The 24,671-nt window shown below is 33.3% G+C and carries 23 protein-coding genes and 1 riboswitch; of the genes, 7 read left to right on the plus strand and 16 right to left on the minus strand.

All coding sequences use genetic code 11. The annotated features are described in order from the left end of the window. The first annotated feature begins 333 nt into the window (after nucleotides 1–333). Nucleotides 334–549, plus strand: coding sequence for a DNA-dependent RNA polymerase subunit epsilon (locus J5E45_RS03770; protein WP_039069781.1), 216 nt, complete (start codon nucleotides 334–336; stop codon nucleotides 547–549). After that, nucleotides 549–2,405 carry a ribonuclease J1 gene (rnjA, locus tag J5E45_RS03775; protein ID WP_039069782.1) on the plus strand — a complete coding sequence of 619 codons (1,857 nt, stop codon included), beginning with the start codon at nucleotides 549–551 and terminating at the stop codon, nucleotides 2,403–2,405. Before J5E45_RS03770 ends, rnjA begins: the two co-directional genes overlap by 1 nt. A 256-nt stretch (nucleotides 2,406–2,661) precedes the next feature. Here rnjA and J5E45_RS03780 read toward each other — a convergent pair whose 3' ends face one another. From J5E45_RS03780 to J5E45_RS03790, 3 genes are all read right to left on the minus strand, one after another. Then, nucleotides 2,662–3,321, minus strand: coding sequence for a potassium channel family protein (locus J5E45_RS03780; RefSeq protein ID WP_017724139.1), 660 nt, complete (start codon nucleotides 3,319–3,321; stop codon nucleotides 2,662–2,664). Between the two features lie 98 nt (nucleotides 3,322–3,419). Then, nucleotides 3,420–4,436, minus strand: coding sequence for a cytochrome d ubiquinol oxidase subunit II (locus tag J5E45_RS03785; protein WP_101051318.1), 1,017 nt, complete (start codon nucleotides 4,434–4,436; stop codon nucleotides 3,420–3,422). Then, entirely contained in the window at nucleotides 4,433–5,788 is a 1,356-nt protein-coding gene (locus J5E45_RS03790; protein WP_101051319.1) for a cytochrome ubiquinol oxidase subunit I, read from the minus strand. Before J5E45_RS03790 ends, J5E45_RS03785 begins: the two co-directional genes overlap by 4 nt. 199 nt (nucleotides 5,789–5,987) lie before the next feature. Here J5E45_RS03790 and J5E45_RS03795 point away from each other — a divergent pair, with 199 nt between their 5' ends. Next, nucleotides 5,988–6,218 carry a glutaredoxin family protein gene (locus tag J5E45_RS03795; RefSeq protein WP_101094588.1) on the plus strand — a complete coding sequence of 77 codons (231 nt, stop codon included), beginning with the start codon at nucleotides 5,988–5,990 and terminating at the stop codon, nucleotides 6,216–6,218. A gap of 205 nt (nucleotides 6,219–6,423) precedes the next feature. Here the strand turns inward: J5E45_RS03795 and ptsP are convergent, their stop codons facing one another. From ptsP to auxA, 5 genes are all read right to left on the minus strand, one after another. Beyond that, a complete protein-coding gene (ptsP, locus tag J5E45_RS03800; protein ID WP_208181610.1) occupies nucleotides 6,424–8,139 on the minus strand; it encodes a phosphoenolpyruvate--protein phosphotransferase in 1,716 nt (571 codons plus the stop codon). Nucleotides 8,140–8,141: 2 nt separating this feature from the next. Beyond that, on the minus strand, nucleotides 8,142–8,408 hold the full coding sequence (locus J5E45_RS03805) for a phosphocarrier protein HPr (protein WP_017724134.1): 267 nt from the start codon (nucleotides 8,406–8,408) through the stop codon (nucleotides 8,142–8,144). Nucleotides 8,409–8,572: 164 nt separating this feature from the next. Continuing rightward, entirely contained in the window at nucleotides 8,573–9,115 is a 543-nt protein-coding gene (locus J5E45_RS03810; RefSeq protein WP_039067578.1) for a hypothetical protein, read from the minus strand. 59 nt (nucleotides 9,116–9,174) lie between these two features. Then, on the minus strand, nucleotides 9,175–10,344 hold the full coding sequence (locus tag J5E45_RS03815) for a class I SAM-dependent rRNA methyltransferase (RefSeq protein WP_039067579.1): 1,170 nt from the start codon (nucleotides 10,342–10,344) through the stop codon (nucleotides 9,175–9,177). A 384-nt stretch (nucleotides 10,345–10,728) separates the two neighbouring features. Further along, complete coding sequence (gene auxA / locus J5E45_RS03820) at nucleotides 10,729–12,030, minus strand: lipoteichoic acid stability factor AuxA (protein ID WP_069792900.1); 1,302 nt, start codon at nucleotides 12,028–12,030, stop codon at nucleotides 10,729–10,731. A gap of 243 nt (nucleotides 12,031–12,273) precedes the next feature. Between auxA and graF the strand changes: the two genes are divergently transcribed. The 4 genes from graF (at nucleotide 12,274) to J5E45_RS03840 (ending at nucleotide 15,638) form a co-directional block, all read left to right on the plus strand. Beyond that, the gene (graF, locus tag J5E45_RS03825) at nucleotides 12,274–12,408 is read left to right on the plus strand and encodes a glycopeptide resistance-associated protein GraF (protein WP_198553071.1); all 135 of its coding nucleotides are present in this window, start codon (nucleotides 12,274–12,276) and stop codon (nucleotides 12,406–12,408) included. 247 nt (nucleotides 12,409–12,655) lie between these two features. Next, a riboswitch (TPP riboswitch) is annotated at nucleotides 12,656–12,757 on the plus strand. An 81-nt stretch (nucleotides 12,758–12,838) separates the two neighbouring features. Next, nucleotides 12,839–13,414: an ECF transporter S component gene (locus tag J5E45_RS03830; RefSeq protein WP_208181611.1), complete on the plus strand. Its 576-nt coding sequence runs from the start codon at nucleotides 12,839–12,841 to the stop codon at nucleotides 13,412–13,414. A gap of 12 nt (nucleotides 13,415–13,426) precedes the next feature. Next, nucleotides 13,427–14,839: an ABC transporter ATP-binding protein gene (locus J5E45_RS03835; RefSeq protein ID WP_039067583.1), complete on the plus strand. Its 1,413-nt coding sequence runs from the start codon at nucleotides 13,427–13,429 to the stop codon at nucleotides 14,837–14,839. Then, nucleotides 14,832–15,638: an energy-coupling factor transporter transmembrane component T family protein gene (locus J5E45_RS03840; protein WP_107548673.1), complete on the plus strand. Its 807-nt coding sequence runs from the start codon at nucleotides 14,832–14,834 to the stop codon at nucleotides 15,636–15,638. The genes J5E45_RS03835 and J5E45_RS03840 overlap by 8 nt, the downstream gene beginning before the upstream one ends. Before the next feature lie 108 nt (nucleotides 15,639–15,746). Here the strand turns inward: J5E45_RS03840 and purD are convergent, their stop codons facing one another. Genes purD through purS form a run of 8 tightly spaced genes read right to left on the minus strand, consistent with a single transcriptional unit; the run spans nucleotide 15,747 to nucleotide 24,669 of the window. After that, a complete protein-coding gene (gene purD, locus J5E45_RS03845; protein WP_039067586.1) occupies nucleotides 15,747–16,985 on the minus strand; it encodes a phosphoribosylamine--glycine ligase in 1,239 nt (412 codons plus the stop codon). Between the two features lie 20 nt (nucleotides 16,986–17,005). Further along, nucleotides 17,006–18,484: a bifunctional phosphoribosylaminoimidazolecarboxamide formyltransferase/IMP cyclohydrolase gene (purH, locus tag J5E45_RS03850; RefSeq protein ID WP_039067587.1), complete on the minus strand. Its 1,479-nt coding sequence runs from the start codon at nucleotides 18,482–18,484 to the stop codon at nucleotides 17,006–17,008. Nucleotides 18,485–18,499: 15 nt separating this feature from the next. Then, nucleotides 18,500–19,066 carry a phosphoribosylglycinamide formyltransferase gene (gene purN / locus J5E45_RS03855; RefSeq protein WP_039067589.1) on the minus strand — a complete coding sequence of 189 codons (567 nt, stop codon included), beginning with the start codon at nucleotides 19,064–19,066 and terminating at the stop codon, nucleotides 18,500–18,502. Between the two features lie 2 nt (nucleotides 19,067–19,068). After that, entirely contained in the window at nucleotides 19,069–20,097 is a 1,029-nt protein-coding gene (purM, locus tag J5E45_RS03860; protein WP_039067590.1) for a phosphoribosylformylglycinamidine cyclo-ligase, read from the minus strand. Beyond that, nucleotides 20,090–21,577, minus strand: coding sequence for an amidophosphoribosyltransferase (gene purF / locus J5E45_RS03865; protein ID WP_208181612.1), 1,488 nt, complete (start codon nucleotides 21,575–21,577; stop codon nucleotides 20,090–20,092). Before purF ends, purM begins: the two co-directional genes overlap by 8 nt. Beyond that, entirely contained in the window at nucleotides 21,556–23,745 is a 2,190-nt protein-coding gene (gene purL, locus J5E45_RS03870; RefSeq protein WP_069792907.1) for a phosphoribosylformylglycinamidine synthase subunit PurL, read from the minus strand. The genes purF and purL overlap by 22 nt, the downstream gene beginning before the upstream one ends. Continuing rightward, a complete protein-coding gene (gene purQ / locus J5E45_RS03875; RefSeq protein ID WP_039067594.1) occupies nucleotides 23,738–24,409 on the minus strand; it encodes a phosphoribosylformylglycinamidine synthase I in 672 nt (223 codons plus the stop codon). The genes purL and purQ overlap by 8 nt, the downstream gene beginning before the upstream one ends. Continuing rightward, nucleotides 24,409–24,669: a phosphoribosylformylglycinamidine synthase subunit PurS gene (purS, locus tag J5E45_RS03880; protein WP_017724119.1), complete on the minus strand. Its 261-nt coding sequence runs from the start codon at nucleotides 24,667–24,669 to the stop codon at nucleotides 24,409–24,411. Before purS ends, purQ begins: the two co-directional genes overlap by 1 nt. Nucleotides 24,670–24,671: the final 2 nt, after the last annotated feature.

Consider the following 24,671-nt stretch of genomic DNA (forward strand, 5'->3'; position numbering starts at 1 on the left):
ATCTATATAAAATATGAGCATAATTGTTCGGATTAATGGCATACAACAAGATAAAACTGCTTTATTTATTCTACTACATCATGTAAAATGAGAGATAACTGAAAACATACAAGTAATTATATTTGTGTTTTTCTAATCGAACGAAATTAAGAAAATCGCCCTAGCAACATACTGGGATAACTAGTATGTTCTCTTTATATAATGGTAGTGGAAACATCACATTTTTGAAAATAATGATAATACTTCATCATTTTCGTCCCACTTATAATACTAGGGTTTTACAATAAAATAAAAAGAAAATCAATAGATGATTTTTAGGAGGAAAATAATAAAATGGCAGTATTTAAAGTATTTTATCAACATAACAGTGACGAAGTAATTGTACGTGAAAACACGCAAACAATTTATGTTGAAGGACAAACAGAAGAACAAGTTAGAAGATATCTAAAAAACCGTAATTTTAATATTGAATTTATAACTAAATTAGAGGGCGCACATTTAGAGTATGAAAAACAATCAGATCACTTCAACGTGGAGCAAGCTGAATAATGAAACAAATTCATAAAAATGAAGTTGCGGTTTATGCACTTGGTGGTTTAGGTGAAATTGGTAAAAACACTTATGCCGTTGAGTATCAAGATGAAATCGTTATTATCGATGCCGGGATTAAATTCCCTGACGACAATTTATTAGGTATCGATTACGTTATTCCTGATATCACTTACCTAGAGCAGAACCAAGATAAAATTGTTGGTCTGTTTATTACTCATGGACATGAAGACCATATAGGTGGTGTGCCCTACCTATTAAAGAAAATTAATGTCCCTATTTATGGTGGACCATTAGCTTTAGGCTTAATTAGAAATAAATTAGAAGAACATCATTTGTTAAGAACAACAGAGCTTATTGAAATTGAAGAAAGTAGTGTAATTAAATCAAAACACTTTGAAGTTTCTTTCTATTTAACTACTCACAGTATTCCAGAATCATATGGTGTTATTGTAAACACTCCTGAAGGTAATATTGTGCATACTGGAGATTTCAAATTTGATTTAACTCCTGTTGGAGAGCCTGCTAATATAGCTAAAATGGCTAGACTTGGTGAAGAAGGCGTTCTGTGCTTACTCTCTGATTCAACTAACTCATTAGTACCCGATTTCACATTAAGCGAACGCGAAGTTGGTCAAAACGTCGAAAAAATATTCAGAAATTGTAATGGCAGAATTATATTCGCCACATTCGCTTCTAATATTTATCGTGTGCAACAAGCTGTAGAAGCTGCTATTAAGCATAATCGTAAGATTGTAACTTTTGGTCGTTCGATGGAAAATAACATCAAAATTGGTATGGAATTAGGTTATATCAAAGCACCGCCAGAAACATTTGTTGAACCTAATAAAATCAATACTGTTCCTAAACATGAACTCTTGATTTTATGTACTGGTTCACAAGGTGAACCAATGGCTGCACTTTCAAGAATCGCTAATGGTACACACAAACAAATTAAAATAATACCTGAAGATACGGTTGTCTTCAGTTCATCACCTATCCCAGGTAATACGAAAAGTATCAATCGTACGATTAACTCACTATATCGAGCTGGTGCAGAAGTCATTCATAACAAAGTATCAAATATTCACACTTCAGGACATGGTTCTAAAGGTGATCAACAATTAATGTTACGTTTGTTACGCCCTAAGTTCTTCCTACCAATTCATGGTGAATACCGTATGTTGAAAGCACATGGTCAATCTGGAATTGAATGTGGCGTTGAGCCTGATAATGTCTTCATATTTGATATAGGGGACGTCTTAGCTTTAACACGTGATACAGCGCGTAAAGCTGGTAGAATCCCTTCTGGAAATGTACTTGTCGATGGTAGCGGTATCGGTGATATAGGTAATGTAGTTATTCGTGATAGAAAACTTTTATCTGAAGAAGGTTTAGTAATCGTTGTAGTAAGTATTGACTTTAATACAAATACACTGTTATCAGGTCCAGACCTTATTTCAAGAGGTTTCGTATATATGCGCGAATCAGGACAATTGATTTATGATGCTCAACGTAGAATCAAATCAGATGTAATTGCTAAATTAAATCAGAACCCAGAGATTCAATGGCATCAAATTAAATCTTCTATCATTGAAACATTACAACCTTATCTATTTGAGAAAACTGCACGTAAACCAATGATATTACCAGTTATAATGAAAGTTAATGAAGATAATAACCAATCATTTTCTAAAAAAACTAATAGCAATCAGCCTAAACCTAAGAAAAACAACACGAAGGCATCTGCTAAGTCTAAAAAACCAACAGATAAAAATAATAAAAAAGTTAATAATAAAAAACCGACACAAAATACTAAGAAGCAATCAACAGATGTACCATCAAAAAATGAATAGTGGTGCGTTGTGCAAAAGGTTGATTTACGACAGTAAAGCTAATTAGAACTAGTAATGAATATTAACAGTTCATTAAGTAAGCACTAATAAAAAAGATGAAGTTGAGACTTAAAATTACGTTTCAACTTCATCTTTTTTTATTTTAAAACAACAATATCTTAATACACTATTAGAAAAAGCACTTAAAAGTAGATATTGTATAAGTAACTACTTTTAAGTGCTTTTTCTATGATTAACGTTAATGATCTACTAATGATTATCTTACTACTTTTTTCTCAAAGCGATTTAAATCATTATCGTGTCCTATCATTATTAAAATATCTCCTATTTCTATACTTAAGTTAGGGTCTGGCGATACTAAGATTTCTCTACCACGTTTAATAGCAATAATACTAATGCCAAATTGTGCACGAATATCCAATTGTATAATTGTTTGACCTGCCATTTTCTCACTTGCTTTGATTTCAACGATAGAATGTTCATCTGCAAGTTCTAAATAATCCAAGACGCTTGCACTAGCTACATTATGAGCAATCCTTCTTCCCATATCTCGTTCTGGGTGAACGACGGTATCAGCACCAATTTTATTTAAAATTTTAGCATGATAATCATTCTGTGCTTTAGCTGTTACTTTCTTTACACCTAATTCTTTTAAAATTAAAGTCGTTAAGGTACTAGATTGAATATTCTCTCCAATTGCAACAATAACGTGGTCAAAATTTCGGATACCTAAACTTTTCATTACAGCTTCATCTGTTGTATCAGCTACTACAGCATGTGTTGCAATGTCACTGTATTCGTTTACTCGAGCTTCATTCATATCAATTGCCATAACATCCATGTCTAAAGCATTTAATTCTCTTACTATACTGCCACCGAATCGGCCTAAACCAATCACCACATATTCTTTATCCATATGCGTCCTCCAATTTAAAAATTGTGGCATATTAATTGAAATCATTACTTAGAAAAGTATTACTTTCAATTAATATAACCACATTTGAAAATATTAAGTTATTTTTTGCCTTCTACATATTTTTTATCAAAGACAAATAATCTTAATAATAATATTAACGATGGAATGAGTAAAAGTAAACCTAAAATAAACACAATAATTAAGGCTATTGCCATGCTACTATTTACGACACCTTCATCTATTCGAATATAAGGATACAATATATATGGCAATTTACTTGCGCCATACCCAAAGAATGCAAAGCCCATTTGGAAAATTACTAATGTAAAAGCATAGCCATGACCTTTTTTCATAAGTGTTAATATCATTGCACCAACAAAACATATAAAACTTAGTAGGAACATCCACCAATAATTTGTTACCGCGTTTAAGAAGTGTTCTTCATTTTGTAAACGTAATGATAAAAATACAAATAATGATACCGCGATCATAGGTGCTCCCCAAATTAAGAACCAATATCTCAATAAATTGTATGCTGGTTTATCTTTTGCTTTAGAAGCGTAAAAAGTAAGAAAACCTGATGAGATATAAAGAACTGAAATAATCGCTAAAAATACGACTGACCATGAATATGGACTAAGCAACAATTCTAACCAATTTAAGTCTAAATGATTCTCTGTGCCAGAAATATACCCACCTTCAGATATCGTTAATGTTGTAGCTAGCGCAGCTGGGATTAGCAACCCAGCTATACCGTACATTCCTAACCATGGTAACTTAGTATCTGGACCATAGTTTTCAAAAGCATAAAAGCCACCTCTAATTGATAGCAAAATTAACGCAATTGACGCTGGCAAGAGTAACACTGTCCCAAGATATTTCGCTGTATCAGGGAAGAACCCAACCATACCTACGAAGAAAAATACAAAGAACACATTTGTTACTTCCCACACTGGATTAAGATAACGAGCAATCAAATGATTAATTTTCTTATCCTGTTTCGTAATTTTTGCATGTAGTGTAAAAAAGCCTGCACCAAAATCAATTGAGGCGATAATGATGTAACAGAATAAGAAAATCCAAAGCACCGAAATACCAATGTATGCAAATATCATTCTGCATCACCTCTTTCTGAAGCTAATGCTTCAACATCTTTATATGCTGGTTTATGCTTAAACATACGGATCAGTACATAAGCTGAAGTAACCATAAGAACGATATAAAGTAGTCCAAATAATATCGTCACGAGCGTAAGTCCACCCGCTTGTGTTGCAGCATCAGCGACTTTTAGATAGCCACGAACAATCCATGGTTGACGACCTTGTTCAGTTAAGAACCAACCAAACTCAATTGCCAACATTGCTGCAGGCCCGGTTAATAATGCACCATATAACATCGGTTTTGAATATGTGAATTTCCGTAATTTTTTAAACACAAGCGTTAACACATACGCACCAGATATTATGAGACAAAATACTCCCATAGAAACCATTAAATCGAAGTAATAATGTACAATCATAGGTGGATGTAATTCCTCAGGGAAATCATTCAAACCTTTTACTTCTGTATCTGTATTATTATCTGCTAAGAAGCTTAAAATACCAGGAATTTTAACTGCACCTGTAACTTCTTGCGTTTTTTCGTCTAATGATCCAAATAAAACTAAATCTGCATTCGATTCTGTATCAAAGTGCCATTCATATGCTGCTAGTTTTTCTGGTTGCTCTTGATGTAAGAATTTTGCAGATAAGTCTCCAGCTAACATAGATCCTAAGGTAAAGATTACACCTAAAATCATAGTTAATTTTAGTGCTTTCTTATGATACTCAGTATCTTTTTTAAATTTATTTTTTAACAATTTAAACGCTGCGATAGCGGCTAATACAAATGCCATTGTCATTAATGCAGTGGCTACAACGTGAAATGAACGTATCAAGAATGAATCATTAAACATTGCGACTAAGGGTTCTACATTAACCATTTTACCATTTTTCATTTCAAATCCAGCAGGTGTATTCATAAATGAGTTAACTGCCGTAATAAAGAATGCGGAAAATGAGCCACCTAATATAACTGGAATACTAATAAGAAAATGTGTCCATTTTCCTTTAAAGCGATCCCAAGTATACAAGTAAATACTTAAGAAAATTGCTTCAAAGAAGAAAGCAAAAGTTTCCATAAATAACGGTAATGCTATGACATGACCACCCATTTGCATAAATGTAGGCCAAAGTAGTGATAGTTGTAAACCAATTATAGTCCCGGTTACAACGCCAACAGCTACCGTGATAGTATAACCTTTGGTCCATCTCTTCGCCATCGCCGTATACGATGGGTCATTTCTCTTAATCCCTAAAAATTCAGCAACAGCAAACATGACCGGTACACCTACACCGATTGTTGCAAAAATTATATGAACTGCGAGTGTCATCGCAGTTAGAAAGCGTGCTAATTCAACTGAATCCATAATATCACCTTTTTTATTTATTTGTGACAAAAATCACAACGTCCATTCATTATAAACTGCTTTACATTTTTTTGAAATAAATTGTGCTTAAAATAAAGTGACAAATTAATGACCAATAACATGTATTTTTTAAACTTGAAATATTTAATAAAGTTTCTTATATTTAAGTAAATTACAATTAAGAAAGGATAAAAGCACTATGACTGAAATTATAATTTACACTCAAAACGATTGCCCCCCTTGTACGTTTATCAAGAATTATTTGTTAGATAAAGACATTGAATATACTGAAAAAAATATTAGCATTTCAAAATTCAGAAACGAAATGATGGATTATGATGCGTTTGCTACACCATTTATCTTAATAGACAACGAAGCAATGTACCAAATTGATATGGATAAAATCAATCAAAGCTTAAATTTAAACTAGTGAGGCCTTGATATTCCATTAACTTATATATCAAACCTAACTCACAAAGTTCCATTTTACAATAATTGTGTATTGAAAGATTTAAATAATCAAAAAAACTGTTCACAAAGTTATTTAACTCTGTGAACAGTTTTTTTATTGTAGTGATACACTAAAGTAATTCAATACTTATATATGCATTCGCTTACAAAATTATTCAAAAATTTTACTTAGCGTATTGTTCAACCAATTCTTGGACTTCTTCTGATGTCGCACAATTAATTGCTCTATTCGCTAGTTCTTCCATTTCATTTTGACTTAGACCTTTGATTTGTCGACGTGCTTTCAATATAGATGTTGCACTCATTGAAAATTCATCTAAACCTAGACCTAATAGCAATGGAATAGCAGTTTCATCTCCAGCCATTTCTCCGCACATACCAGTCCATTTACCTTCATTATGAGAAGCTTCAATCACTTGTTTTACTAAACGTAAAATTGAAGGATTGTATGGTTGATACAAGTAAGAAACACGCTCAGACATACGATCAGCAGCCATTGTATATTGAATCAAGTCATTCGTGCCGATACTAAAGAAATCAACCTCTTTAGCAAATACATCTGCTAAAGCAGCAGTTGATGGTATCTCTACCATAATACCTAATTCAATATCGTCAGAAACTTCAATGCCTTCGTTTGTTAAATTTTCTTTTTCTTCCAATAATAATGCTTTTGCATCGCGGAACTCTTTGATTGTGGCAACCATTGGGAACATAATATTTAATTTACCGTAAGTAGATGCACGTAATAATGCTCTTAGCTGCGGTCTAAAAATATCTGGTTGATCTAAGCATAAACGAATTGCACGATATCCTAAGAATGGATTCATTTCTTCAGGTAAGTTTAAATACGGTAACTCTTTGTCGCCACCGATATCTAAAGTACGTACAACAACACGCTTACCTTCCATTGTTTCCAATACTTTTTTATAAGCCTCAAATTGTTCATCTTCAGTTGGCATTTCATCTCTACCCATATATAAGAACTCAGTACGGTATAATCCAATACCTTCTGCGCCATATTCGATAACACCTTTTAAATCATCTGGTGTACCTATATTAGCAGCAAGCTCTACATGCGTTCCATCAGCTGTTGTTGATGGTTCATCACGTAATTGTTGCAATGCTTGCTTATCTTCAAAGAAACGCTCACGTTTATTTTGATACGCTATAACTTCATCTTCAGTTGGGTCAATAATTACGTCACCAGTTAAACCATCAACGATAATCATATCGCCTTGTTTTACTTCTTTAGTAATTGACTTAGTACCCACGACTGCAGCAATTTCTAATGAACGACTCATAATTGCAGAATGTGATGTTCTACCACCAATATTTGTAACAAATCCTTGTACAAATTCTTTGTTTAACTGAGCAGTATCTGAAGGTGTTAAATCGTTTCCGATTATAACAACGCTTTCATCAATCATACTAGGATTTGGTAATTCTACACCTAAGATGTGTGCTAACACACGTTTTGAAACGTCTCTAATATCAGCAGCACGCTCTTTCATGTATTCATTATCCATTGATTCGAATATTGTGATAAATTGTCCAGTTACATCAGATAATGCAGTTGGTGCGTTAACTTGTTCGTTTTTAATTTTTTCTTCAATCGGTTGAATTAATTCAGGATCATCTAAAACTAATAAATGCGCATCAAAAATTGCTGCCTTATCGGCACCTAAATTCTCTTCTGCATTATTTCTAATCTTAGTTAATTCAACTTTAGATGTTTCGATAGCATGATTAAACTTTGCAATTTCAGCGTCGACATCTGTTACCTTTTCACTATCAAATGAAAGATCAGGTTCAACTAATAAATATGCTTTAGCAATAGCTACACCATCAGATGCAGCTATGCCATTAATATAGTTAGACATAATTATTTAGTTAATCCTTCTTTAGATAAGATATCTGTTATTGCTTCGATTGCGTCAGTTTCATCGCTACCATCAGCATAGATAGTGATTTCAGCATCTTTACCTACACCTAAACTCATAACACCCATGATTGATTTCAAGTTAACTTTTTTACCGTTATATTCTAATTGAATATCTGAGTCGAATTTTGAAGCAGTTTGAACAAGCATTGTCGCTGGACGAGCGTGGATACCTGTTTCGTCAATAATTACATATGATTTTTGTTCCATAATATGATATCTCCTTCGTATAGTTAAAATCGTTAGTTTATTATAAAACCTAGCATAGTTTTATATAATAACATTACCAAATTCTACATATAAATTCAATTCGTTGCACCCATGATATGACAATATTCAACGAATTTTAATTATTTTGTGAAAACGTTATAGTTTTAAACAAGTGTTTTCGCAACTTTTTCACATTTTTGAATATGTTCTTCGCCTATTTTCTTCATGAAGTAATAACTGATTGAAGCAGAAATAGCTTGCCCAAGAATTGGGAACCATTTCGTTTGTTTAGCTGCTACACGTTTCGCTACATCTCGGATAACCACTTTCAATATTGCATTAGATACTTTTTTACCAATAAACTGGCTTCCTTGAATTGCAGCAGCTGCAAAAACACGTTCTTTCATATCGTCTCTCATATTATTAACCTGTTTATGATCAAGACCATATATCTTATTAACATCTTCAATAATGTCTCTCATAAGCTTAATATCTACACCAAAGTCTAAACCTGGAATCGGTACAATACTTACACTCGAAGATAAAACCGATTTCTTTCTAACGAGTGCTTGTGCTCTTTTACGACGTTCCTCAATCTCAATATTGGTTGTAGGTATGTTACCTTTTTGTTTTATATCTTCAATTTTCAATACCTTATTGCCTACTTTATTTGTAAATTTATTTGTTATTTTATTTTTAAAGCTCATTTTCTTCACTCCTTAAGTAAATTCATTCACATTAAAAATAATACCCTTTTTTCAAAGTTTTACTTTATTTTTACAAAAATAGCTTTTAGATATTTAGATGGTTTGTAATGAGGATGTGTTTTAAAATCTTTAGGCAAGCCCATTACATCAACAATTTCATAATCTACATTCTGAGCATTTAATGTTGTATTCACTACATTTTTAAATGCTTTTAATGAAAATGCACTATTATTTGTACACAATAGTAGTGTACCGTCTGGTCCAAGTATATCTAACGCACCTAAAATTAATTTATCGTAATCTTTTTGTACAGAAAATGTCTTTTTCTTATTTCTAGAAAAACTTGGTGGATCAATAACAATCGTGTCATAAAATAAATCGTGACGACGTGCATAATTATAAAAATCAAATGTATCCATTACATAAATATATTGTGATTTAGGATCAATGCTATTTAACCCAAAATTTCCTTCTGTTAATGTGCGAGATCGGTTCGCCAGATCAACACTAGTTGTCATCTCAGCCTTTTCTGCTGCAACGACTGAAAATGCACCAGTATAACTAAATACATTTAATATTTCTTTATCTTCCGCGTATTGGTCTTTTAATTTTTTACGTACTTCTTTCTGATCTAAAAAGATACCAGTCATTGGTCCGTCATCTAAGTGTACATTGAAGAAAGTGTAGTTTTCTTCAATAACTATTGGGAATTCTGGTGCGTCGCCGTCAACGAAACCACCTTTAATTTCTGCATCTTTGAAGCGCATTTTCTCATATATTGAAGTATACGGAAATACTGATTTTAATGCTGATAATACATTATAACGGAATTTATAAATCCCTTTTGAATACCATTGAATTAAGAAATGGCCATCATAGTTGTCTATTGTCAGACCTCCAACGCCATCTCCTTCACCATTAAATACTCTAAAAGCGTTTGTACCATCAATATTGTAGAAATATGTTCTTTCAGATTTTGCTGCTTCGAATAATCGTTCAAAAAATTGCGTGTTAATCACTTCATTTTTATCGTAACTTAACACCCAACCGATACCTTTATGTTGTTTACCAACGTATGCTGTAGCAATATATTGTTCCTGGTTATTAACTAAATAAAATAAATCCCCTTCTTTTAAATGATCATGTGAATAAATATCATCTTCATCTATAAGTGGATACTCATTTAAATATTTTGTTTCTTTACCTCTATTTAATGTGGCAGTTTTCATAAAATTATGTCAGCCTTTCTGCTTTTTATATTTATAATTTTTCTTTGCTTACTTATTCTATCATCTCAATCTTATCGTAACATCAATTATCTTTAAATCATTACATTATTAATAACATTACTAGCAAATATTAAAGGCCGAAACAAAAAATAATGATATCCTCGCTTTAAAGTGGACACTGAAAAAGTGGAAACTTTAAAGCGAACATATCAAAAATAAATGTTTCGGCCTAAAAATTAATATCGGCAATACCCGATTAAAATTGAAAGTATACTTAACACAGACTTGATTTTAATAGCCACTATCGTCGAAGTTAGTCGCTATCATCTTATTTATACAATAAGTTTCAACGCTACACTTTATACGCTTTAATAACTCAATGCATTAATATTTGCTTGGTTCACGTAATTTCATTACAAAAGCTACTACAATAGCAATTAACATAATTAGTAATATTGGCGTTATGAAAATTGATAATAGTAATCCATGCACCATAATATTCACAAATTCAGTAAGTAATTTGAAAAATAATAGACTGACCATAAATAATTGTAAATAGTAAAATCTATCTTTTAAGAAATTCGTTAGTGTCGTTAATATATAAATAATGATAATAAACATTAAGATTAGTAACGTTATCCACTCTATTACATATTGTGTTTGAGAGATTTCCCAATTACCAGAAACGAATAATGAATTTCTATTGTTAAATTCAATTAAAGTGAAAAACAATAGGACTGCGCCACAAAATAATTCCACATACGCTGATTTCACCCATTTAGGTATTTTCATCCAATTAGGAATATCATCCTCTTGAATATCAATTTTATTTTTCCACTTAGTAATGAATTTATCTTTTTTATCTCTTACTTTTTGAATATCTACACTTCTACGTGTCTTCCTAGTAAACTCTGTTGTTTTATCTTGTAAGTTTTTCCATGTTTCTTTCGTTTGATTCGTTACAGTGCCTTTACTTGTTCTAGATAGTTCCGGTTCTTCTTCCCCAAGTTCTTGCTTAGTTAATGGGAGGGATCTTCTTAAGAATAAAAAGTTCCAAATTGACATTTGACCCAGCAACCACATAATTATGAAAAATGTGTTTACACTTAAAATATCAATCGGTATAATTTCATCACTATCAATTCTCCCATATAGCACAATTTGCGTAATTAAATAACTAAAACCATAACTGAAAATAATCCAAAGATAATGGTATTTTCTATGCTCTGTATTTAACTCGTCTTTATAAACGATGTAACCAATGTGAATTACAAATGGTATTACGAAAATAATAGCAAAGAAGCTATAAACTTGAGTCATTAATATCAATGTGATAATAAAGAACAATATACCGACAACTAAGAAGAATATGGAAATATCATAGTCGTATCTAGTTGTTCTAAATAGAGTAAAACCAATCAAAACAACGCCAATACCAAATAAAATGATTATAATGGCGCTAATTACTGGAAAATTCCCAATATAATTGCTTATTACTCTAATTATTTCACCAAAAAATGCGTTTATAAAATCCCATACATTATGAATATGTAAGTCAATTTTACCCTTGTTATTTAATTTATCAATTAAAGGTAAATTGATTAAAATGATGAGACCTGTGAAAAGCGAAACGATGCCTATAATATAACTATATAATATCTCAGCGTGTTTCTTTAAAAAAGACATACCATTCACCTCAAAAGTTATTATATATTAACATTTAGTTCTTGTCTTTAACAATTTAATAAATACGTCCATAGTATGATATAAATAGATGTATAGTCAACTTTCCACTTATACCATTCAATTAAACAATAAATTGATTATAACTAAGACTCAAATTTAAATCACTAGTTTTGTTTGAATTTTTTATGTTGTGGTATATGTAAGTTATAGAAGTTCATATACTTTAGAAGGAGTGTTTAATCTATGAGTAAAGAAGAATTAAACAAAAAAGCCGCAGAACAAGCAAAAAAAGAAGAAGATAAATTAAAAGATAAGAAAGAATCTGCTGAAGATAGTACAGAAGAAACTAAAAAGAATGTACAAGATTCACTAGATTAATTGTTTCAATAATATAAATATCACATGCTTTAAAATATAAATGTAAATTCGACAAGTGAGGCTGGGGCAAAATAAATGCTCCAGCTTTAGCTTTGGTTATTACTTTTGTTGAACTTTCCATTAAGTTTAAAAGAAGATAATTATTAAACTTAATGGTAATAAAGTACATACATTAAATATTAAATTCAATTGATAGCCTTGACATTGTTCCTTAAAAGTCATACATTATAGTTAAATTTAAATTAATCATTCGCACTAGGGGTGTTTTGTGACTGAGATGAGGTGTACCCTCAAACCCTTTGAACCTGATCTAGATGAAACTAGCGTAGGAAAGTGTACTAATCACCTATTTTTCAGGTATTTGTATGCCTATATTTTAACGCGCAACTTTCTAGAAGGTTGTGCGTTTTTTATATTAGGAGGTTTTTTTATGTCAAAAGGATTAAAGCTTTCAGAAATTCTAGTGACTGTACTAATTGCTGTTGTTTTTGCAGTTATTTACAATATATGGAATTTTGTGTATAAAGCATTACAAGTTACAGGGTTACACTTTGAGGAATTAACATACGGTGCTTGGTTTATGGCTGCTATCGTCGCTTATCTTATTATTCCTAAAGCTGGTATTGCAATATTAGCCGAGTTTGCGGCTGGTGCTGGTGAAACTATTGTCATGGGTCGTTTTGATATTGCAACTATGGTCTATGCCTTATTACAAGGTTTAGCATGTGAAATTATATTTGCTATTTTCAGGTATAAGTCTCATTCAGCAATGGTCGCAATGCTCGCTGGTCTCTTAGCTTCTATTTCAACATTGCCTTTAGACTTTGCTTATGGTTATTTAGGTGAAGTTGCCGGTTGGAATCTAGCGTTATATATCGGCTTCAGACTTATAAGCGGAATCATCGTTGCCGGCTTAATTTCCTACTATATTGTAAAAGCATTAGATCAAACGGGCGTAACTAAATTGTTCAGACCTGCTACAGAAAGTGACTATGATAATTTATAAGGAGCAATCACGTTGATAGTTACAAAAAATTTGCGATTAAAATATCCAAACGGTAAGAAAAAAATATTTGATCATTTAACACTCCAAATCAAAGAAAAAGAAAAAGTACTATTATTAGGACCATCCGGTTCTGGCAAAAGCACTTTATTAAATGTATTAAGTGGTATTGTACCAAATCTTATTGATCTACCTATCAAGTATGATGAATTGAATATCGACGATTCAAGTAGTGTTATATTTCAAGACCCAGATAGCCAATTTTGTATGCCCAAAGTTGACGAAGAGTTAGCATTTGTTCTAGAAAACCAGCAAGTCCCCCGACATGAAATGGATGAACGCATAGATAATGCACTTAAAGCCGTCGATTTAAAAGTTGATAAAAATCAATACATTAATCAACTAAGCGGTGGTATGAAACAGAAACTTGCAATTGCCGAAACGATATTACAACAGTCGAACACCTTGTTTTTAGATGAACCTACTGCAATGTTGGACGTTGAGTCAACTGCAGAATTATGGAATAAAATCAAAGCCTTATGGCAAAACCAAACAGTGATTATTGTCGAACACAAAGTGGAACATATATGGCAACATATGGACCGTGTCATCTTATTAAATTATGATGGTGAAATTATCGCTGATACTACCCCAGATAAAATCTTGAATAAACATGAAGATTTACTAACAGAATATGGTGTTTGGCACCCTAACGCTTGGCAATATGCTCCGCCAACGATACATTTTAATAATAATACTAATACAAACTTAGATCTTGAATTTGAGAATGTGAACATAAAACGTGGTAAACATAATTTAATCAACATACCTCATTTAAATATTGGTACTGGTGAATGGATTACAATTACAGGCGCAAACGGCTCTGGAAAAACCTCATTACTTGAATCAATGATGCAATTAATTAAATATGAAGGACGTATGTTAGTAGACAAGCGTCCTTTCAACAAAATTAAAGTAGCAGCTAAATATATGTATTTAGTTTATCAAAATCCAGAATTACAATTCATTACTTCTTCTGTTTATGATGAAATTCATATTCAATATAAAAATAAATTTAATTCTAGACAAGAGGCTGACGCGCAGACTGAATCAATGTTAGAAACACTTAATTTGTTAGCCGTGAAATCTCAGCATCCTTATGAACTTTCCATTGGTCAAAAAAGACGTTTAAGTGTTGCAATCGCTCTAAGTTCATCGTCTGAATTTATTTTACTTGATGAACCGACATTTGGCTTAGATAGTCATAATACATTTAATTTAATAAAGTTATTTCAACAACGTGTAACTAGTGGTCAAACTATTATTATGGTAACACACGATTCAGAAATCATATCCCGTTATCCAACAAGAAGGCTACATTTAGCACATCATGTCATAGAAGAAATGTCTGGTGATCATTATGTTTGATATTTGGAAAAAATATTATACTTTTGTAGATGATGTAAATATAATTACAAAGTTAGCAATCGCAGTTATTTTATTTTTCTTTGTTATACTTGTTCATCAGTTTGATTTCATGCTCTACATTACATGTTTAATGCTGCTATTTTTATTAGCTTTTAATGGTTTGCAATTAAAAATCACTTTAACATTTGTTATTTTAACGATGCTATTCAGTCTCATATCTGCGTTGTTTATGATTTTTTATGGCGATGGTACGCACACACTATTCCAATTCGGCTTTGTCCATATTACTTCAGAGAGCTTATATCGTGGCTTACATTTAGCCATGCGTACGACTACCATTTCATTTTTCGGGATTTTAATTGCTTTCACTTCTCAGATTGTTTTAGTATTTTACAGTCTAATGCAACACTTAAAAGTAAAACCTAAAGTTGCTTATGCGTTTATGGCAGCAATTCGTATGGTTCCATTGATGTTCATTTCCTTAATAGAACTTAGAAAATCATTAAAAATGCGTTATCAGCTAATTCACGCACAAAATTATCGTGGCTTTAAAAAATTGAAACATTTACTAATTCCTTTATTAAGTCAAAATATCCGCAAAGCACATCAACTTTCTGTAGCAATGGAAAAAAATGGGTTTAAAGACGGTCCAAGAACGTACTATTATTATGCACCTTTCTCGTATAAAGATTTTCTATTAATTTTAGTAGTAGGAATCATTTTATTAAGTGCTTATTTATTGGCACAATATATTCCTGTTACAGGCATTGAAGATATACGTGTAACAAATATTTATTAAAAAGGTTAACCACCTTTTAAGTAGTCATATTATCCAAAAACAAAAGCGATTGGACAAAACTTAAACCACTTTGTCCAATCGCTTTTTAATTTTAATACAATCTCTCAATTATTTAATCGCTTTATTACTAATATCTTTACGATAGAAAAGGCCTTCGCTTTCTATTTTATCGACCGCTTCATATGCATTATCTTTAGCTTCAGCAATATTTTCACCTTCACCTAATGCTAATATGACACGACCACCTGAAGTAATATACACATCATTTTCTTTCTTTAAACCACTTATAAAGTAATCGCCATTTAAATTAAAACCTGATACTTGATGTCCTTTTTCATATTGTCCTGGATAACCTTTTGAAGCTAACATGACACCTACAACTGCATTATCTTTCCATTCAAAATTGATAGGCGCTTTTGCTTCTAAATCAATTATATGTTGCATCAAGTCGCTCTCCATTCGCGTGAGAAGGACTTGTGCCTCTGGATCACCAAATCGAGCGTTAAATTCTATTACTTTTGGCCCGTCTGCTGTAATAATTGCACCTATGTAAAGTACCCCAAAGAATGAGTAGCCCTCTTTAACCATAGCTTGTGCAATTGGCTGAGCAATATCATCGTTAGTACGTTTCAATATCGATTCATCAATATGAGGCACTGGGCAATATGCACCCATGCCACCTGTATTTGGACCTTGATCATTATCGTATGCACGTTTGTGATCTTGCGCAATACAATCGAATGGTACTGCATAGTCTCCATTCACCATAGTCATAAGTGAAAACTCTTCACCTTCAAGGTATTGTTCAAATACAACAACACCTTCTTCTTCAGGATATAAAGTTTCTACACCTGCTTGTGCTTCTTCATAATTACTTGCAATAATGACACCTTTACCAGCAGCTAAACCATCCTTCTTTAATACCACAGGGTATTCACAAGATTCTATATATTGTAAGGCATTATGTTTATTAGTGATTTCTTTGTATTCTGCCGTTGGTATTTTATATTTTTCCATTAATTGTTTTGCAAATAATTTCGAACCTTCTATTTGTGCAGCGTCTTGATTAGGCCCAAACACTTTGATATCAGCTGCTTGTAATTTATCTGTCAAACCTTCTGTAAGCGGCTGTTCTGGTCCAATAATTGTCCACGCTATTTCGTTTTGTCTCGCAAATGTCACTATTTTTTCATGATCCGTTTCAGCTATTTCCGTATGAATGATTGCTACATCTAACATTGCGTCATTACCTGGAATAGCATGTATTTCATTAACGAGAGGTGATTGACTTAATTTATGTGCTAAAACATGTTCTCTACCACCTGCACCAATTACAAGTACTTTCATATAATATATGGCCTCCATTATTAATGTTTAAAGTGTCTAACGCCAGTAGTTACCATAGCAATACCATGTTTATTTGCCATATCAATAGATGCTTGGTCTTTAATTGAACCACCTGGTTGAATAATCGCTTTAATTCCTGATTTAGCAGCTAGCTCAACAGTATCATCCATTGGGAAGAAACCATCAGAAATCATTGCAACATCATCATTTATTTCAATCGCACGATCAATAGCAATTTGTGCTGAACCAACACGATTCATTTGCCCTGCACCAATGCCCACAGTTTGTTTGGCGTTACTTAATATAATTGCATTACTTTTAACTGAAGCAACTACCTTCCATCCTAATAACATTGCATCCCATTGTGCCTCTGTAGGTTCAACGTCAGTTACAACGCTCATTTCTTCACGTTTCAATGCTACATTGTCTTTATCTTGTACTAAGTAACCACCTGAAACAGACACAACTTCTTGTTCACTATTATCAATGGTCATATCAATTTCTAATAATCTTATATTTTTCTTTTGACTTAAAACTTCTAAAGCTTCTTGAGTAAATTTTGGTGCAATAATAACTTCTAGGAAAATACCATGTAAAGTTTCAGCTAATGATTTTTCAACTGTTCTATTTAAAGCTACAATACCACCAAAAATAGATTGGCTATCAGCTTCAAAAGCATGTTGATAAGCTTCATCAATTGTGTCAGCAACACCAACACCGCAAGGGTTCATATGTTTCACAGCAACTGCTGCTGGTTGTTCAAACTGTTTTACAAGTGACAACGCAGCATCTGCATCTTTAATGTTATTATAACTTAATTGTTTACCGTGTAATTGTTTAGCACCTGCAAGGGTATGTGATGCATCTGAAGTGCGAACAAAATAAGCAGATTGCTGTGGGTTTTCCCCATAACGTAAACTTTCTTTATTGTCTTTAAAATAATCGACGATTGCAGCATCATACTCATTTGTATGTTCAAATACTTTAATCATTAGTGATTTGCGATAATCTTCATCTAACTGGTCTTCTTTTAATCTATTAATAATTTCATTATAATCAGCAGGATGAACTACTGTTGTTACATGTTTAAAGTTTTTAGCTGCAGCACGTAACATCGTTGGACCACCAATATCAATATTTTCAATGGCATCACCTTCAGTTACATTTGGATTGGCAACTGTTTCTTTGAATGGGTAAAGATTCACAACGACCATATCAATTAAATCAATATGTTGTTCTTTTAATTGTTCTAAATGTTCAGGTTTATCTCGGTCCGCCAAAATACCACCATGTACAGATGGATGTAAAGTCTTAACTCTACCGTCCATAATTTCTTCGAATTGTGTTAAATCAGAAATAGATTTTACAGGCACGCCTGCTTCAGCAATTGCGCGCATTGTTCCACCTGTTGAATATAATTCATAACCATTTTCTGTAAGTGATTGCGCAAATGCTACAATCCCTGTTTTATTAGACACACTTAAAATTGCTTTCTTCATTATTACTTGCACCTCTTATTGAATGATTTTTGAAATGACTGCTGGATATAATTCATGTTCTAATGCTTTTATTCTCTCTTCTAAATCAGCTTTAGTATCGTCCGGGTATATATCACATGTTCTTTGTTCGATAATTTCTCCTGTATCCATCCCACTATCGACATAATGTACCGTTGTACCCGTTATGGCATCACCACTTGCTAACGCTTGTCCCACCGCATCTTTACCTTTGTATTTAGGTAATAAGGATGGATGAATATTTAAAATCCTTTTATCATATGCTCTCAAAATATTTTCACCAATTAATTTCATATAGCCTGCCAAGACTATCCATTCAACTTTTTCTGAAGTAAGCCACTCTATAATTTTTCGTTCATAGTCTGCTTTAGAATCAAAGTTTTTCAATTCATTAATATGTACATCTAAATTGTATTTTCTAGCACGTTCAATACAATATGCACTAACTTGATCTGTATACAATGCTGTCACTTCAATATGAGGAAGGTTACCTTGCTCAATTTGTGTCATTATACTTTCAAAATTACTACCTGACCCTGACGCAAAAATAGCTATTTTGGCCAATTTTATACCCCCGTTAATTGAATTGGTTCTTCGCCTTCAACGATTTCCCCAATTGCATAAGCATTTACGTTTTGTTTGTTTAAAATATCTAAGGTTGTTTGTACTTGTGACTCATCTACTACGATTGTAAAGCCAATACCCATATTAAAGATGTTGTACATTTCCTCAGTTTCAATTTCTCCTTGTTGTTGCAACCAATCAAAAATTGGCAACGTTGGGAATTGCTGTACGTCGATATTTGCAGTGACGCCTTCCGGTAATGCTCTAGGAATATTTTCATAAAATCCGCCGCCTGTAATGTGTGTCATAGCATGAATTTTAACCGCTTCTTTAACAGCTAATACTGGAGCGACATATAACCTTGTTGGTTCTAGAAATGCTTCTAAATATGTTTGTTCATCGTTGTAATTATCTTGTAAATCAATCTTAGATTTTTCGATTAATTTTCTAACTAAGCTATACCCATTTGAATGAATTCCACTAGATTCAAGTCCTATAATAACTTGACCTGGCTTTACTGAAGAACCATCAATATATTCACTCTTTTCAACCGCACCTACAGCAAATCCTGCCAAGTCATATTCACCTTCGTGATACATATCACCCATCTCTGCAGTTTCTCCACCAATTAAAGCAGTATGTGTCTCTTCACAACCATCACTTACCCCTTTGACAATTTGTTCGATGACTTCTGGGACAACTTTATGTGTTGCAATATAATCTAAGAAATACAGTGGCTCTGCACCTGTAGTTAAAATATCATTGACGCACATAGCAACGGCATCAATACCAATTGTGTCATGTTTATCGTGATCGATTGCTAATTTCAATTTTGTACCTACTCCGTCTGTACCAGAAACAAGTAATGGTTCTTTCATGTTTAATTGTGATAGATCAAATGTTGCCCCAAAACCACCTAAACCACCAAGTACTTCTTTGCGCATTGTTCTCTTAACGTGACTAGACATACGATTAACTGCTTCATAACCTGCATTAATATCTACACCGGCTTGTTGATATGCTTTAGACATTTAAATTACCCTCTCTATCAAAGAATTGTTTATGATCTGCTATATATGCTTTTTGGCGATTGCTTAGATGCGCTATATAATCTTCTTCATAGTCATAAAGTCCTGCTGGATAGTCACCAGTAAAACTTTCTACACATAATCCACTATATGGTGCATCTACATCAAGTCCAATGGAATCAATCAATCCATCAACTGATAGATAAGCTAAAGAATCTGCCCCAATATGTTCGCTTATTTCTTCTGGTGATTTGTTAGCAGAAATAAGTTCAGCTGTTGTCGAAACATCGATACCATAAAAACTTGGGAACATAAACTCAGGCGACGCGATACGTACGTGTACTTCTCTGGCTCCAGCATCTTTCAACATTTGCACGATGCGTCTACTAGTTGTACCTCGGACAATTGAATCATCTACAAGCACGATATTTTTATCTTGTACAATATCTTTAACCGCTGATAATTTTACGCGTACACCTTGTTCACGTAGTTCTTGGGTTGGTTGAATAAATGTTCGTGCAACGTATTGGTTTTTAACTAAGCCCATTTCATAAGGCAAACCGCTTTCTTCTGCGTAACCAGAAGCAGCAGATAATGAAGAGTTCGGCACTCCGATAACCATATCTGCACTTTCAGCTGGACTTTCTTTAGCTAGTTGCTTACCAGATTGTTTTCTAACTGCATGTACATTTTTACCAGCAATTGTAGAATCAGGTCTAGCAAAGTAAATATATTCCATTGCAGAAATAGCAGTCGTCGTGTGTCTCGTGTATGACTCTACTCTAATGCCTTCGTCATTAATCACAACATATTCTCCTGCATGAATATCGCGAACAAATTCTGCACCTAAGACATCAATCGCACATGTTTCACTCGCAATCATATAAGAGCCGTTTTTCATTTTACCTACAGCTAATGGTCTGATTGCATTAGGATCAACTGCGCCGTATAATGCATCTTTAGTCAAAATAGCAAAAGTAAATCCACCCTTTATCTTTCTCAAACTTTCTTGGAATGCATCTTCAAAGGTTGGTGCTTTACTTCTTCTAATTAAATGCATGATGACTTCTGTGTCCGATGATGAATGAAAAATAGACCCTTGATGTTCTAATGAACGCTTTAAACTTTGTGCATTTATAAGGTTTCCATTATGACAAACTGCAACACTCATATCGTAAAAGTGATATAAAAATGGTTGGATATTTTCAATACCTTTATTACCAGATGTAGCGTATCTTACATGTCCAATAGCATGTTGATAAGAGTTAAAAGTTTCAAGTTGAATATCAGAAATCGCTTCTGTTAATAAGCCTAAACCACGTTCACCAATTAACTTTTCACCATTTGAACACACAATTCCAGCACCTTCTTGCCCACGATGCTGTAAACTGTGTAACCCCATATAAGTTAGTTGCGCAGATTCGGGGTGATTCCATATGCCAAACACACCGCATTCTTCATTTAATCCGTTGCTGTCATACATTTAGGTATTGCTCCTTCCCATATATCAGTAAGGTTTTGAACATCACGTGTTATTTGAATCTCATTATTAGTTACTTTAAATTGATCGTCGTGTGTTAATTGTCCAATTTCAATTGCACTTTCTATATCTAACGTTTGTCCTTCTTTCACTGCAACAATATAACGCCCTTGTGTTTCACTAAATAATTGAGCGTTCGTTACATTTAATTGTGCGTTTAATCCAAGTTGGTAATGTGCACTCATACGCGCTAACGTCAACAGTAAGCCGCCTTTTCCAACTGTTTGAACGTGTGATGCGATTCCATCACGAATTACTTGTTTTATAGATTCACCCTTTTGTACTTCATCAGATAAATCAATTGCTTCAAATTCATGATTTACTTTCTTATAAAGTAACTTCTCAACTTGGCTACCACCAAAATCATCCTTTGTGTCACCTACTACATATAAAGTGTCGCCAGCACTTGGTTGGAAATCATTTAAATAATCGATGTCTTCGATTAATCCAACCATGCCTACAACTGGTGTAGGGAAGATAGATGTTTCTCTTGTTTCATTATAAAGTGATACATTACCTGATACGACTGGTGTATTTAAGACTTCACACGCTTCTGACATACCTTTCGTTGAATCCGCTAACTGTTGATAAATTTCTTTCTTTTCTGGTGATCCATAGTTTAGACAGTCAGTCATTGCTAAAGGCGTGGCACCTACGGAAATCAAATTACGGTATGCTTCCGCTACAACCATTTTTCCACCTTCATAAGGGTTATTAAATACATAACGTGCTTCACCGTCAATCGTAGATGCGATTGCTTTATTCGTACCTTCTACTCGAACTACTGATGATTGCAACCCTGGTTTCACAATTGTATTAGCACCAACTTGTTGATCATATTGTTCATATAAATAACGTTTAGATGCAATTGTAGGATGTTGTAATAATTCATCAAATACAGACTCTACATCTACTTTACTATAATCATTTTTACTTTCATTGTAGTTTGGCGCTTCACCTTCTAATACATAAACAGGCGCTTCATCAGATAAAGGTTGAACAGGAATATCCGCAAACACTTCATCTTCGTACGTTAATACAAAACGATCTGTATCTGTTACTTCACCTATTACAGCGCTATCTAATTCGTGCTTATCAAATAAATCTAAGAATTTTTGTTCTGTGCCTTTTTCAACAACAAGTAACATACGTTCTTGTGTTTCTGATAACATCATTTCATATGGTGATATACCTTTTTCTCTAGTTGGGACTTGTTCTAAACGTAAATGTAAACCACTGCCACCTTTTGCAGCCATCTCTGAAGAAGATGAAGTTAACCCTGCAGCTCCCATATCTTGTATTCCTACAAGTTCATCAAACGTAATCGCTTCTAATGTAGCTTCCATAAGTTTTTTACCAACAAATGGGTCACCGATTTGTACTGATGGGCGTTTACTTTCACTATCTTCGCTTAATTCTTCAGAAGCAAAAGTAGCGCCATGAATGCCGTCACGACCAGTTTTCAATCCAACGTAAATCACTGAATTGCCTACACCTTTTGCTGTACCTTTTTGAACCATATCATGATCGATGATACCTACACACATAGCATTTACTAAAGGATTTCCATCATATCTATCATCAAACTCTATCTCGCCGGCAGTTGTTGGGATACCTATACAGTTACCATAACCACCAATACCAGCAACCACGCCACGTAATAAACGGCGATTTTGTTTTTCAGTTAATTCACCGAAGCGTAAGCTATTTAATAAATTAATAGGTCTTGCACCAATAGATACGATATCTCTAATAATACCGCCGACCCCTGTTGCCGCACCTTGATAAGGTTCTACAGCAGATGGATGGTTATGTGATTCAACTTTAAATACAACAGCTTGATTATCACCTATATCCACAACACCTGCGCCTTCACCCGGTCCCATTAATACATGCTCACCAGAAGTTGGGAACTGCGTTAAGAATGGTTTAGAATGTTTATAAGAACAATGTTCACTCCACATTACAGAAAAGATGCCTATTTCTGTAAAATTAGGTTCTTTACCTAAAATTTCGCAAACTTTTTCATATTCTTTATCACTTAAGCCCATATCTTTATACAATTGTTCTAATTTAATTTCTTCTGCACTCGGTTCAATAAACTTAGACATTTTGTTCCCTCCAACTATTTACCATTGCTTCAAATAACTTCACGCCACTGTCTGTACCTAAAATTGATTCAATTGCGCGTTCTGGATGTGGCATCATACCACAAACATTTCCCTGTTCATTTACTATGCCAGCAATATCATTGAATGAACCATTTGGGTTATCAACATATTTTAAAATAATTTGATTGTTTTGATCTAAAGCTTCGTATGTTTCAGGCGTGCAGTAATAGTGTCCTTCACCATGTGCAACTGGGTATACTACCACTTCATTTTCATCATATAGATTTGTGTATGCTGTTTGGTTATTAACAACTTTTAAAGACTCATTGCGACTGACAAACAAGTGCGAATCATTATGTAGTAATGCGCCGGGTAATAGTCCTATTTCTGTTAATATCTGAAATCCATTACAAACACCTAATACTGGTTTGCCTTCTGAAGCAAATCTTTTCACTTCTTCAGTAATCGGTGCCACACTAGCCATTGCGCCTGAACGTAGATAATCTCCAAATGAAAAACCTCCTGGAATTAACACGCCATCAAAACCATCTAAAGAAGTATTTCGATAATCAACATATTCTGCTTGTACACCAGACTTTATAGCCGCATTATACATATCTCTATCACAATTGGAGCCTGGAAATTTTAGCACTGCAAATTTCATTATGCTTTCTCTCCTTCTTCCAATACTTTATAGCTATATTCTTCAATGACAGTATTAGCAAATAGTTTTTCACTTAATGTCGTAACCACATTGTGTACTTCAGCATCTGTAGCTTCATCTACTGTCATATATAAAACTTTTCCAACACGGATATCGTTAACTTGTTTATAGCCTAAATCGTGAACTGCACGGTTTAATGCTTGTCCTTGTGTATCTAATACTTGTGGTTGCAATGTGATGTGTAATTCAATTGTTTTCATTT

Origin of the sequence: Staphylococcus shinii, assembly GCF_017583065.1 — a bacterium.
Lineage (GTDB): Bacteria > Bacillota > Bacilli > Staphylococcales > Staphylococcaceae > Staphylococcus > Staphylococcus shinii.